Raw genomic sequence first — 12,731 nt, 5'->3', positions numbered from 1 at the left:
ACGAAGGAAGCCTCGACGATGAGACTCCGCAGCATCCTCCCCACCCTGGCCACCACCGTCGTCCTCGCGGCCACCGCGACCGCCTGCGGCAGCGGCGGCGGCTCCGGGTCCGGCTCCGCCACCCAGGAGCTCAAGGGCCAGAACCTGACCGTCGCCGCCGTCTGGAGCGGCACCGAGCAGGAGAACTTCAAGAAGGTCCTGGACGCCTTCACCGCGAAGACCGGCGCCACCGTCAGCTACACCTCCACCGGCGACAACCTCTCCACCGTCGTCGGCAGCAAGATCGAGGGCGGCGACCCGATGGACGTCGTCATGGTCGCCCAGCCCGGCGTCATCAAGCAGTTCGCCGACAAGGGCTGGCTCGCGCCGCTCCCGCCCACCGTCACCGACGCCGCGAAGAAGAACTACGCGAGCATCTGGTCCACGCTCGGCACCGTCAACGGCACCCAGTACGGCCTCTACTTCAAGGCCGCCGACAAGTCGACCGTCTGGTACAGCCCCACCGCCTTCCAGAACGCCGGCGTCCAGCCCCCGGCCACGTTCGACGACCTGCTCAAGGCCGGCCGCACCCTCTCCGACTCCGGCACCCCGGCCTTCTCCGTCGCCGGCCAGGCGGGCTGGCCGCTCACCGACTGGTTCGAGAACGTCTACCTCTCCCAGGCCGGGCCCGACCTCTACGACAAGCTGGCCCGGCACGAGATCCCGTGGACCGACCCGTCCGTGGTCAAGGCCCTCACCACGCTCGGCAAGGTCCTCGGCGACCAGCAGCTCGTCGCGGGCGGCGGCCAGGGCGCGCTGCAGACCGACTTCCCCACCTCCGTCCAGCAGGTCTTCGGGCCGCAGCCCAAGGCCGCGATGACCTACGAGGGCGACTTCGTCGGCGGGGTCCTCGCCTCCGAGCTGAAGAAGCAGGTCGGCACCGACGCGAAGGTGTTCCCCTTCCCCGCGGTCGACGGCGGCAAGGCGCCTGTGATGGGCGCGGGCGACGCCGCCGTCGTCCTCAAGGGCGCCAAGCACGCCGAGGCCGCGCAGAAGTTCGTCGAGTACCTGGCCGGCCCGGAGGCCGCCGCCGTCTGGGCCAGGGCCGGCGGGTTCATCTCGCCCAACAAGGCCGTCGACCCTGCCGTCTACCCCGACGACACCACCCGCCAGTTCGCCAAGTCCGTGATCGACGCGGGGGACGCCTTCCGCTTCGACATGTCCGACCAGGCCCCCGCCGCGTTCGGCGGCACCGCGGGCCAGGGCGAGTGGAAGGACCTCCAGGACTTCCTCGCCAACCCCTCCGACGTCCAGGGCGCCGCCGCCAAGCTCGAAGCGGACGCCGCCAAGGCCTACAAGGGCTGATCCACATGTCTCTGCGTCCCACCCGCAGGGACCGGGCATCCGGTGGCGCCCTGCGGCGCCACCGGGGCCTCGCCCTGCTCTTCGTCCTCCCCGCGCTCCTACTGCTCGGCGCCCTCGTCGTCTACCCCATCGGGTACTCGGTGGCCCGCAGCCTCTTCGACGCCTCCGGCGACCGCTTCGTCGGGCTCCACAACTACGGCACCGCCTTCACCGACCACGCGACCCTCACCGCCGTGCGCAACAACGCGATCTGGGTCGCCGTCGCGCCGGCGCTGGTCACCGCGATCGGCCTGGTGTTCGCCGTACTGACCGAGAAGGTCCGCTGGGCCACCGCGTTCAAGCTGCTCGTCTTCATGCCGATGGCGATCTCCTTCCTCGCCGCCGGGATCATCTTCCGCACCGTCTACGACGCCGACCCGCACCGCGGCGTCCTCAACGCCGCCGCCGTCGCCGTCCACGACACCTTCAGCGACCAGCCCTCCTACCCGGGTGCCCGGCCGCGCCCCGGCACCGGCCTCGACCAGGCCCGGGGCGGCGACGTCACCGCGCCGGCCGCCACCCGCGCCGTCCTGCTGCCGCTGGTCGGCGTGCAGCCCGGCGCCGTCCCGGCCACCGCCCAGCCGGCGCGGCAGCCGACCGGCGGCGACGGGGTCAGCGGCACCGCGTTCCTTGACTTCGTCCCGGGCGGCGGCGGCCACCCCGGCCAGCTCGACGCCGGGAAGAAGGGCCTGCCCGGTCTCAAGGTCCAGCTCCGCGACGGCGGACGGACGATCGCCACCGCGACCACGGCCGCCGACGGCACCTTCCAGTTCGCCGCCGCCCCCTCCGCCACCCTGACGGTGGTACTGCCCGCCGCCGACTTCGCCGCCCCCTACCGCGGCGTCGACTGGCTCGGCCCCGCCCTCGTCACCCCCGCCATCATCGGTGCCTACACCTGGATCTGGGCCGGCTTCGCCATGGTCATCATCGCCGGGGGCCTGGCCAACCTGCCCCGCGAGACCATCGAGGCGGCCCGCATCGACGGCGCCGGCGAATGGCAGATCTTCCGCCGCGTCACCATGCCCCAACTCGCCCCGGTGCTCGGCGTCGTGTTCGTCACGATGGTCATCAACGTGATGAAGATCTTCGACCTCGTCTACATCATCGCGCCCGGCCCGGTGCAGCAGGACGCCGACGTGCTGGCGCTCCGGCTCTACCTGGTGTCCTTCGGCGGCGGCAACGACCAGGGCCTCGGCAGCGCGCTCAGCGTCCTGTTGCTCCTGCTCGTCGTCCCCGTGATGCTCCTCAACGTCCGCCGCTTCCGCGGGAGTCGCTCATGACCACCACCTCTCGTGCCCCCGGCGGGCGGCCGTCCGTGCCGCTCGCCGGCCGGCTCGCCGCCCTCACGCGCAGCGGGCTCGTCCAAGCCGTGCTGATCGTCGCCGCCGTGGCCTGGCTGGTGCCCACCGTCGGTCTGCTCGTCTCCTCACTGCGGCCCAAGCAGGCCGCCGCCGACGGCGGTTGGTGGACGGCGCTGACCAAGCCCGCCGAACTCACGCTGCAGAACTACTCGGCGCTGCTCGGCGGGGGCGACGTCCCCAAGGCGCTGTGGAACACCGTGCTGATCAGCGTCCCGGCCACCCTCCTCACCGTCGCCCTCGCCGCGGGCGCCGGGTACGCCTTCGCGTGGATGCGCTTCCCCGGGCGGGACGCGATCTTCGTCGGCGTCGTCGGGCTGCTGGTCGTCCCCGTGCAGGTCGGGCTCATCCCGGTCGCGAAACTGGAGGGCGCCGTCGGACTGTTCGGCACCATCCCGGGCGTCGTGCTGTTCCACGTCGGCTACGGGCTGCCGTTCGCCGTCTTCCTGATGCGCAACCACTTCCTCGACATCCCGGCCGAACTCCTCGAAGCGGCCCGCATCGACGGCTGCGGCGAGTGGCGGATCTTCCGCACGCTCGCGCTGCCGCTCGCCGCGCCCGCCGTCGCCTCCCTGTGCATCTTCCAGTTCCTGTGGGTGTGGAACGACATGCTCGTCGCGCTCATCTTCGCGGGCAACGACTCGCAGCCACTCACCGTCTACCTGCAGTCACAGATGCGGCAGTTCGGCAGCAACATGGACATCCTCGCGCCGGGGGCCTTCCTGTCGCTGCTGGTGCCCGTGGTGGTGTTCCTCTGCTTCCAGCGGTTTTTCGTCCAGGGGGCGATGGCGGGGTCGGTGAAGTGATCCGGCTCCGACGCGGGGCGATCGCTACTCGGCGTCCGCGCCGAGCAGCGTCCGCGTCTGCACCTCGTGGAACCCGGGCTCGCCGTCCTCGCGCCGGCTCCGGACCGTGGCCGCCCAGCCGAGCAGGAAGGCGGCCGGCACCGAGACCACCCCGGGCATCTGCAACGGGAACCAGTGGAAGTCGACGTTCGGGAACAGCGCGTCCGGCGCGCCGGAGACCGTCGGGGAGAACAGCTGCAGCCCGACGGAGGTGAGCAGTCCGCCGTACACCGTCCACAGCAGTCCGGTGCGGTTGTAGCGGCTCCAGAACAGGCTGTAGACGAGGGCCGGCAGGACGGCCGACGCGGCGACCGTCACCGCCAGGGAGGACAGGAACTGCAGGTTGTAGCCCTGCGCGGCGACCGCGAGGGCGATCCCGACCGCGCCGACGGCCCCCACCGACCACCGCACCGCGCGCACCTCCGCCACCTGCGTCATCCGCCCCCGGCGCACCGCGCAGGCGGCCACGTCGTGGGCGAGCGCGGCCGCCGCCGCGAGCGTGATGCCCGCGACGACCGCCAGGACGGTGACGAACACCGCGCACGCGACGGCGGTGAACAGCGCGCCGCCGGCCGTCGTGCCCGTGCCGCCCTGCAGGTTGCCCGCGAGCAGCAGCAGGGCGGCCTGGCCGTTCGGGTCGACCGCCGAGATCAGCCGGCCGCCGAGCAACGCGACGGCGCCCAGCCCGAGCACCACGACGGCCAGGCAGAACGCGCCGACCATGCCCACCGCGTGCCGGGTCGAGCGCCGGGCGGCGGCCCCGGTCGGCGAGGCGTTCACCCGCATGATCATGTGGGGCATGCAGGACGCGCCGAGGACCACGGTGAGGTGCAGGCCGACGAAGTTCAGCCAGCCCTCGGCCGAGTCGCCGAACCGCAGGCCCGGACGCAGATAGGCGTCCGCCCGTCCGCTTCCCTTGGCTGCGGCGGCGAGCAGCGCGTCGACGTCCCAGTGGAAGCGCACGAGCACCGACAGGACGACCACGAGGACGGTGCCGAGCGTCAGCACGACCTTGACGATCTGGACCAGGCTGGTGCCCTTCATCCCGCCGAGCACCGTGTAGCAGACCATCAGCATGCCGACCAGCACGGTGCAGAACTGCTGCACACCGCTGTGGGTGAGCCCCAGCATGAGCGCGGTGGCCGTGCCCGCGCTGGAGAGCTGCACGACCAGGAACGGCAGCGAGACGGCGAGCGTCACCACGGCCGCGGCGATCCTCGGCGCGGCGCCGTCCGCGCGCAGGGCGAGGACGTCGCCGAGGGTGTAGCGGCCGGCGTTGCGCAGCGGCTGGGCGAGCAGGAGCAGGACGCCCAGCGACAGGGCGGTGCTGAGGGCGAGGGTGACCCCGTCGTAGCCGTTCACCGCGACGATCCCGGTGGTGCCGAGCAGCGTGGCGGCCGAGATGTAGTCACCGGAGAGGGCGAGGCCGTTCTGGAACGGCGTCAGCGTGCGGTTGGCGGTGTAGAAGTCGGCCGTCTCGTCGCCCTCCGGGCCGACCAGCACGCACAGCAGCAGCGTCACGCCGACGAAGACCAGGAAGGCGATGAGCACCATCGTCTGGGTGCCCGCGCCCGGGGCCGCGGGGTTCATCGGGCCTCCGTCCGGTCGCCCGCGCGCAGGCGCTCGGCCTCCGCGTCGCACCGCGCGGCCGCGCGGCGGTCGAAGCGGGCGGCCGTCCACAGCAGCAGGGTGCCCTGCACGACGCCGAGCAGCATGCCCACGGTGAACTGCCCGAACACCTTCGTCCCCAGCACCCCGCCGGCGGTGCACGCGAGCACCACCGTGAGCAAGAAGGGCACGCCGTTGAGCAGCGCGAAGCCGCGGGTGATCCGCAGGGTGCGACGGCGCAGGACGGCGAGTTCCCGCGGACTGACGGCCGGGCGCGCGCCGGGCGGCGCAGTGCCGGCCGACCGGTGGCCGAAGAGTGAGGGCGACGAGGGCATGAGGGTGGTCCTTGCGTCCTTGCGTCGGTGCGTGTGGGCGGGCGGGCTTTCTCCGCAGACGGGCTGCGCGTAGTCCTCCATGATGGGGGCGCACCGGCGGGGCGACTCCTGTGCCGAACACAGAGTTCCGGGGCAGGAGTTGTCACGGATCACAACGGATGGCACGACGGGTGACACGACGGGTCACAGGGCGGCGTGCTCCAGCCGCCGGGTGTCCAGGGCCGCGAGCGCGGCGCTGAGCTTGATGCGGTCGCCGTGCTCGGCGGGGTTCAGGCCGGTGAGGGCGGCGATGCGGCGGATGCGGTAGTCGACCGTGTTCGGGTGGACGTGCTGCTGCGCCGCGACCTCGCGGCGGTTGAGGTTGCTCTGGAGGTAGAGCCGCAGGGTCGGCAGCAGATCGGGCTTGTCGGCGATCGGGACCAGCAGCTCTGCGAGGTGGTCGCGGGCCGCGCCCGGGCGGGTGAGCTGGTGCTCGATGAGCAGGTCGTCCAGCAGGTAGGCGCCGGGCGGGCGCCGGAAGACGACGGCGGTGTCGCGCACCTCGGTCGCCAGGCGGACGGCGTCCGGCACCCGGTCGGGCGCGCAGATCGCGGCCCCGGCGGTCAGCGGCGCCCGCGCGGCGCGACCGAGGTCCTCCATCGCGGCGGCCAGCCAGGGCCGGTGGTCGGCCTCCGCCTCGGCGCGGGGCAGCAGGGCGACGCCCTCGGTGGCGGTCAGCTGGGCGAGGACGGGCCGGCCGGTGCGCCGGTCGAGCTCGGCGCGGATCCGCCGGATCTTCCGGCGGGCGGCGACGGCCGTGTCGACGTCCTCGCGCAGCTCGTCGCGGTGCGTGCCGATCGCCAGCGCGAGCACCAGGTAGGCGGGCGGCAGGGCGGTGCCGGTGTGGCGGGCCGCGGTGTGGATGTCGGTGCCGGTGAGCAGCGCCGACAGCATCGTGTGCCGGGCCGCGTCGCTCTCGCCGACCTGCGCCTGGCGCTCCTCCAGGTACCCGGCGGTGACCTCGGAGACGGTGACCCGCAGGCCGGTGAGCAGCGTCCGGTAGGCGATGCCCACCTCGGCGGGCGGCAGGTAGCGGGCCAGGAAGTCGACGCACACCTGCGCGCCCAGGTAGTAGGCGTCGACCACGGCCTCGATCGGCACGCCCTCCTCCGCCCGCCGGGCGGCCGAGGCACGCTGGTAGGCCCGCCACTTCGGCTCCAGCGGCCGGCCCGTCCGCAGCGACTGGGCGATGCCGCGGATGCTCTGCTCGGTGACCCGGCTGACGTCGTGCTCCAACTGCTCGGCGGGCAGCCGCCCGTACACCGGCTGCTCGGCCATCAACCGCGCGGTTATCTCCGCCTTCAGCCGCGGCAGGTCGGCCAGCAGTCCCTCTGCCATGGCCTCCCCGGTCGCCGGGTCACACGCGCTGTCATCCGTCACAACCACGCCTTCCGCTCGCCCGTCATGCACACCCTCCCCCGCACGGGCGGGAGTTGGCCGACCTGCATGCTAGGCGCGCGACCGGACCTCGGACCGTGTGACGCGTGGCACGGTCACGAAATCGGCACTCCCGGAGGAGTCGAGTGCCGCTCCGGGCCGGCCGGCGCTGTGACCCGTCACAGGGCGTGCCGCCCCCTTCGGCCGCGTCCGGGGTTCCGTGCGCCATGCTGGAGGCCGTGCTGCGACTCCTGATGACCTCGGACACCCACCTGCCCACGCGTGCCCGCCGCCTGCCCCCGGTGCTCCTCGACGCCATGGCGGACGCGGACGTGGTCTTCCACGCCGGCGACTGGGTGGACACGGACACGCTCGACCTCTTCGAGGCCCGCTCCGCCCGGCTGGTCGCCGTCCACGGCAACAACGACGGGGCCGCGCTGCGCGCACGGCTGCCCGAGGTCGCCCGCGTCGAGTTGCAGGGCGTGCGCTTCGCCGTCGTCCACGAGACGGGGCCCGCCAAGGGCCGCGAGGAGCGGTGCGAGGTCCGCTTCCCGGACGCCGACGTGCTGGTCTTCGGGCACAGCCACATCCCGTGGGACAGCTTCGCCCCGGGCGGCCTGCGGCTGCTCAACCCCGGCTCCCCGACGGACCGGCGCCGGCAGCCCACGACCACGTACCTGACCGCTCTCGTGGGCGACGGCAGGCTGAGCGAGGTGCACCTGCACGACGTCCCGCGCCCTGCCTGACGCGGAACGCCGTCGTGCCCGGTGCGGCCCGACTCAGTTCACGCAGTACGTCGTCGGCAGCTGCCACTCCGGCCCGACCAGCCGCTGTTCCAGGTCGTCGATCGTGATCCGGATGCCGACCGTCCCGGCCAGTCCGACCCGGAAGCGGCTGCGGGCCAGCGCGAGCAGGGCGGTCAGGCCGTACTTGTTGATCAGCGAGGTGCGGTACCGCGCGGTGGCGTCCGCGTCGCAGAGCCGTGCCCGGGCCGGGAGCCGGCGGCCGGTCGGGCGCCCGTGGGCGTCGCACGGGCCGACCAGCACCTTGGGGTGGCGTCGGATCCGCTCGGCTTCCCCGGACCGGGCGGGGGTCCAGATGCCGAGCGCCGGGCCGTCGGCGACCACCCAGATCTGCGACTCCAGGCGGCTGCCGTCGTCACCGAAGGTGGTGAGCAGGAGGTACCTGCTGTCGGCGAGTCGGCCGGTTCGGTCGTGCACCGTGTCCTCCTTCTGGCGTGACGGGCCGGGGCCGGGTCAGTGTCCGTGGCCCTCGGTGATCTCGTGGTGCTCCTCGGCGGTGGGCTTGGGGATCTGGCTGCCCTCGCCGTAGAAGCCGCGGGACAGCTTGGCCCGGGTGCGGGTGAGGACGCCGGCCTTGCCGGCCACGCCGTTCTCGTCCGTCCGGGCCGGCAGCTGGACCGGCCGGTTCTGCTCGTGCGCGGTGAGCCGGTGCAGTTCGGCGGGCATGAGCCCGGCGTGCACCTCGACGAACTCGCCGTGCGGCAGGCGCTTGATGACGCCGGTCTCGCGGCCGTGCAGCACCTTCTCCCGGTCCCGTCGCTGGAGGCCGAGGCACCAGCGCTTGGTGACGATGAACACGACCACCGGGAGGACGAAGAAGCCGACGCGCACCGCGTAGGTGATCGCGTTCAGGGACAGGTGCAGGTGGGTCGCGATCAGGTCGTTGCCGCCGCCCGCGAGCATCACCAGGTAGACGCTGATCCAGGCGGCGCCGAGCGCGGTGCGGACGGGCGCGTTGCGCGGCCGGTCCAGCAGGTGGTGCTCCCGCCGGTCGTCCGTCACCCAGCCCTCGACGAACGGGTAGACCGCTATCGCCCCCAGGACCAGCGGGAAGAGCGTGAACGGGATGAGCACCCCGAGGTTGAGGGTGTGCCCCCAGAGTCCGACCTCCCAGCCCGGCATGACGCGGATCAGCCCCTCGGCGAAGCCCATGTACCAGTCCGGCTGGGCGTCGGTGGACACCTGGTCGGGCCGGTAGGGGCCGTACGCCCAGATCGGGTTGATCGTGGCGACCGCCGACATCAGCGCGATGATGCCGAACACGAGGAAGAAGAAGCCACCGGCCTTGGCCATGTAGACCGGCATCAGCGGCATGCCGACGACGTTCTTCTCGGTCCTGCCGGGCCCCGCCCACTGGGTGTGCTTGTGGTAGAAGACCAGGATCAGGTGCGCCACCAGCAGGCCGAGCATGATGCCGGGGACCAGCAGCACGTGGATCGTGAAGAACCGCGGCACGATGTCGTGGCCGGGGAACTCCCCGCCGAACAGGAACATCTGGATGTAGGTGCCCACCAACGGCACGGCCAGCAGCACACCCTCGATGAAGCGGATACCGGTGCCCGACAGCAGGTCGTCCGGCAGCGAGTAGCCGAAGAAACCGTCCAGCATGCCGAGGAAGAGCAGCAGGAAGCCGAAGACCCAGTTGATCTCACGCGGCTTGCGGAACGCGCCGGTGAAGAACACCCGCATCATGTGCACGAACATGGCCGCCACGAACACCAGGGCGGCCCAGTGGTGGATCTGGCGGATCAGCAGGCCGCCGCGCACCTCGAAGCTGATGTCCACGGTCGACGCGTACGCCTCGGACATGCCGATGCCCTTGAGGGGCACGTACGAGCCGTCGTAGACGACCTCGGCCATCGACGGCTTGAAGAACAGCGTCAGGTACACGCCCGTCAGGATGATGATGACGAACGAGTAGAGGCAGATCTCGCCCAGCATGAAGGACCAGTGGTCCGGGAAGATCTTGCGCAGGTTCGCCCTGGCGAGGGAGTAGATCCCCAGCCGGCCGTCCGCCCAGTCGGCCGCCCGCTGCCCGCGCCCCGGGTCCTGATTCCGCGTCATGTCCACGCACCTCGGTCGAAAGTGAAACGGGGATAGCTCCCCGCTTCGAGCCGAGACCACGATAACCGGGGAGTAATCCCCGGTTCCAGCCGGGGTGGGCGCGATCACAGACGTCAGCCACTCCGTCGGCGGACGGAGCGGCCTCCCCCTACGCCTCCCAGAGGCGGAAGAAGGTGCTCTCCAGGTGCTCCGAGCCGACCGGCGCGCCGGGCAGCGCGTGCGTCCCGTCGGTGGGGCGGAAGGCGTCCAGCAGGAGGGCGAGCGGCCGGCGCCAGCCGTCCGGGTGCCGCTCCGTCAGGGCGGGCATGGCGCGCACCAGCGGGCCCATGAGGATGAGCAGGTCCATGGTGGCCACGTCGGTGCGCACGGTGTGCTGCTCCTGGGCGCGGGCGACCAGGGTGGCGACCGTTGCGGCGTTGCGCTCGGAGAGCTCGACGAGGAACCGGGAGTCGCGGGCGGTCGCGGTGACCAGGTCGTTCAGGCCGCGGTCGCCGGCGACCAGGGTGAAGATCCGCTCGAAGTAGCCGTGCAGCGCCCGCCAGCCGTCCGGCTCCGCCAGGGCGTCGGCGGCGGCCCGGTCGAACATGGCGTTCGTGTCGGCGAAGATCTCCTCGATCAGGGCCTCGCGCGTGGGGAAGTGCCGGTAGAGGGTGGCGTTGCCCACGCCCGCGGCCTTGGCGATGCGGTCCAGCGGCACGCCCAGGCCCTCCCGGGCGAACAGCTTGCGGGCAGCGGCGGCCAGGATCTCGCGGTTGCGAGCGGCGTCCCGGCGGCGGGAGGCCGCCGGGACCGGGCCGGTGGGAGAGTCGTTCGGGGTGGCGGGCACGGCGGTGACCTCGGTGATCGTCGCGGGTCGGCGGAGGACGGGACAGCGGGAGGATACGGGCGTGTACCAGCCTATCCGGGCCGCCTCCGCGGGCCCGGGGCCCGCCGATGACGCGCGCCCCGGGCCGGAGCCCGGGGCGCGGGTGGTCAGTGGTTCGTCAACGGCCCTGCAGGGACTTCACGTTGTCGCCGAAGGTCCAGCCCTTCGAGCCGTCCCAGTTGAGGGACCACGTCATGAGGCCCTTCAGCGAACCGCCGAAGGCGTTCCAGGACTGGCCGACGAGGCCCGGGTCCATGTAGCCGCCGCCCGCGCCCGGCTGTGCGGGGAGGCCGGGGACCTGCTTGTCGTAGGGGACCTTGATCGTGGTGCCCTGGACGGTCAGGCCGTTGTTCAGGCAGGTGGTCTGGGCGGTGAAGCCCTGGACGGTGCCGGCCTGGTAGGAGTCGCCGGAACAGCCGTACATGCTGCCGTTGTAGTACTGCATGTTGAGCCACCAGAGCCGGCCGTTGTCGGCGTACTTCTTGACGATCGGCAGGTAGGCGCCCCAGATCGAGCCGTAGGTGACGCTGCCGCCGGTGACGTACGCGGTCTCGGGGGCCATCGTCAGGCCGAAGCCCGGGGGCATCTGGGCGAGCACGCCGTCGATGATGCGCTCCAGGTTGGCCTGCGAGGCGGACAGCGTGTTGATGTCGCCGCCGCCGGACAGGCCGGTCTCGATGTCGACGTCGATCCCGTCGAAGTTGTACTTCTTGAGGATCGGGACGACGGTCGCCACGAAGCGGTCGGCGACGGCGCTGGAGCTCAGGTCGATGCCCGCGGCCGCGCCGCCGATGGACATCAGGATCGTCGCTCCGGCCGCCTTGGCCTGGCACATCTCGGCAGGGGTGGCGACCTTGACGTTGGTGTCCATGCCGTCCTGCCACTGGACGGTGCCGTCCGAGAGGATCACCGGGAAGGCGGCGTTGATGACGTTGTAGCCGTGGGCGGCGATCCGGCTGTCGGTGATGGGCACCCAGCCCATGCCGGGGTGGACGCCGTTCGCGGCGCCGTCCCAGTTCTCCCAGTAGCCCTGGAGGACCTTGCCGGTCGGCCTGGGCTTCGTCGGGCAGGTGTCGCCGGGCGGGGCGGTGGTCGGCGGGGCGCTCGTGGGCGGCACGGATGTGGGCGGGGCGGTGGTCGGCGGGGCGCTCGTGGGCGGCACGGATGTGGGCGGCGCGCTGGTCGGCGTCGTGGCGGTGGGCGACGGGCTGCTGCCGCCGGGCCCGGTGAGCGACACGTCGTCGGCGAGGTACGCGGGCTGCCCGTACCAGCCGTGCAGGTAGATCGTCACCGAGGTCGTGCCGGGCCCGGTGGTGAAGCCGACGCCGAGCCGGCCGTACGACGCGTTGCCGGGCGTCCAGGTGGACGGGTCGCTGCCGCCGCCGGTGCCGGTGGCACCCAGGTAGACGTAGCTGCCCTGGACGTAGGCGCTCAGCGTGTACTGGGAGTCGGGCTGCACGCTGACGGTCTGGCTGCACTGGGCGGTGTCCTGGCCGGTCGGCGTGGCCTGGAGCGCGGCGGCGCCGGAGTGGACCGGGCCGGCGACGGTCGTCCCGGAGCCGCCGGTGCAGGTCCAGCCGGAGAGGCCGTTCTCGAAGCCGGGGTTGGCCACCAGGTTGCCGGTGGCGGCCCCGGCGGTGACGGAGCCGACCGCGGCGAGGCCGGCGCCGATGACGGCGGCGGCGCTCACTCCGGCGAGGGAGCGCCTCAGGAGGGTCGGCCCGTGTTCGGCGCGGCTCGTGCGGTTCACCTGCGGTGTGCGTTCCACGGCCGCGCGCTGCGGGCGTGGGCCATGCGGCCTCCGACGGAACATGAGGTGCTCCCTTCCCGCCGAGCGCCATGGACATGACCGACGCGTGGGGGCGTGACGCCCGGCTCTGGGTGAGGTGGGGGACATGTGGGGCTGTGCCGGTCCGGATCGTAGGAGGGGCGGCAAGACCCGTCAATAGGTCTGGACCAATTGGGAGAGGTCCGGCCGAACACACCCCGGGCGCCGGCCGAACGACCCCGAAGCTTCGCGGTCGGATGCCCGTTATCCGAGGAATGACCGGATA

At 72.4% G+C, this 12,731-nt stretch carries 10 protein-coding genes and 2 pseudogenes; 4 read left to right on the top strand and 8 right to left on the bottom strand.

Features of this window, described 5'->3' with window-relative positions:
• The first annotated feature begins 18 nt into the window (after window positions 1–18).
• Genes AB0C76_RS27235 through AB0C76_RS27225 form a run of 3 tightly spaced genes read left to right on the top strand, consistent with a single transcriptional unit; the run spans window position 19 to window position 3,547 of the window.
• Window positions 19–1,344 (top strand): extracellular solute-binding protein, encoded by a 1,326-nt coding sequence (locus AB0C76_RS27235; RefSeq protein WP_359970597.1) that lies wholly within the window; start codon window positions 19–21, stop codon window positions 1,342–1,344.
• Window positions 1,345–1,349: 5 nt separating this feature from the next.
• Window positions 1,350–2,663 carry a sugar ABC transporter permease gene (locus AB0C76_RS27230; RefSeq protein ID WP_359970595.1) on the top strand — a complete coding sequence of 438 codons (1,314 nt, stop codon included), beginning with the start codon at window positions 1,350–1,352 and terminating at the stop codon, window positions 2,661–2,663.
• Window positions 2,660–3,547, top strand: a complete 888-nt coding sequence (locus tag AB0C76_RS27225) for a carbohydrate ABC transporter permease (RefSeq protein ID WP_359970593.1) — start codon at window positions 2,660–2,662, stop codon at window positions 3,545–3,547. Before AB0C76_RS27230 ends, AB0C76_RS27225 begins: the two co-directional genes overlap by 4 nt.
• 24 nt (window positions 3,548–3,571) lie before the next feature.
• Here the strand turns inward: AB0C76_RS27225 and AB0C76_RS27220 are convergent, their stop codons facing one another.
• The 3 genes from AB0C76_RS27220 to AB0C76_RS27210 form a co-directional block, all read right to left on the bottom strand.
• Window positions 3,572–5,176: a cation acetate symporter gene (locus AB0C76_RS27220; protein WP_359970591.1), complete on the bottom strand. Its 1,605-nt coding sequence runs from the start codon at window positions 5,174–5,176 to the stop codon at window positions 3,572–3,574.
• Entirely contained in the window at window positions 5,173–5,529 is a 357-nt protein-coding gene (locus tag AB0C76_RS27215; protein WP_359970589.1) for a DUF485 domain-containing protein, read from the bottom strand. Before AB0C76_RS27215 ends, AB0C76_RS27220 begins: the two co-directional genes overlap by 4 nt.
• 183 nt (window positions 5,530–5,712) lie before the next feature.
• Window positions 5,713–6,906, bottom strand: a complete 1,194-nt coding sequence (locus tag AB0C76_RS27210) for a helix-turn-helix domain-containing protein (protein ID WP_359970587.1) — start codon at window positions 6,904–6,906, stop codon at window positions 5,713–5,715.
• Between the two features lie 281 nt (window positions 6,907–7,187).
• On the opposite strand from AB0C76_RS27210, the gene AB0C76_RS27205 reads away from it, so the two are divergent.
• Window positions 7,188–7,691 carry a metallophosphoesterase gene (locus tag AB0C76_RS27205; protein ID WP_359970685.1) on the top strand — a complete coding sequence of 168 codons (504 nt, stop codon included), beginning with the start codon at window positions 7,188–7,190 and terminating at the stop codon, window positions 7,689–7,691.
• A 33-nt stretch (window positions 7,692–7,724) separates the two neighbouring features.
• Here the strand turns inward: AB0C76_RS27205 and AB0C76_RS27200 are convergent, their stop codons facing one another.
• The 5 genes and pseudogenes from AB0C76_RS27200 to AB0C76_RS27180 form a co-directional block, all read right to left on the bottom strand.
• Complete coding sequence (locus AB0C76_RS27200; RefSeq protein ID WP_359970585.1) at window positions 7,725–8,165, bottom strand: PPOX class F420-dependent oxidoreductase; 441 nt, start codon at window positions 8,163–8,165, stop codon at window positions 7,725–7,727.
• Window positions 8,166–8,201: 36 nt separating this feature from the next.
• Window positions 8,202–9,812, bottom strand: a complete 1,611-nt coding sequence (locus AB0C76_RS27195; protein WP_359970584.1) for a cytochrome bc complex cytochrome b subunit — start codon at window positions 9,810–9,812, stop codon at window positions 8,202–8,204.
• Window positions 9,813–9,960: 148 nt separating this feature from the next.
• Window positions 9,961–10,638 (bottom strand): helix-turn-helix domain-containing protein, encoded by a 678-nt coding sequence (locus AB0C76_RS27190; protein ID WP_359970583.1) that lies wholly within the window; start codon window positions 10,636–10,638, stop codon window positions 9,961–9,963.
• Between the two features lie 157 nt (window positions 10,639–10,795).
• A pseudogene (locus AB0C76_RS27185) lies at window positions 10,796–11,752 on the bottom strand (chitinase); the annotation flags it as partial.
• A 204-nt stretch (window positions 11,753–11,956) separates the two neighbouring features.
• Window positions 11,957–12,490 (bottom strand): annotated as a pseudogene (locus AB0C76_RS27180) (carbohydrate binding domain-containing protein); the annotation flags it as partial.
• Between the last annotated feature and the right edge of the window lie 241 nt (window positions 12,491–12,731).

The sequence above is a fragment of the Kitasatospora sp. NPDC048722 genome, from assembly GCF_040650235.1.
GTDB lineage: Bacteria > Actinomycetota > Actinomycetes > Streptomycetales > Streptomycetaceae > Kitasatospora.
The sequence above is the reverse complement of the archived record's forward strand: the minus strand, read 5'-3'. Positions and strand labels throughout refer to the sequence as shown.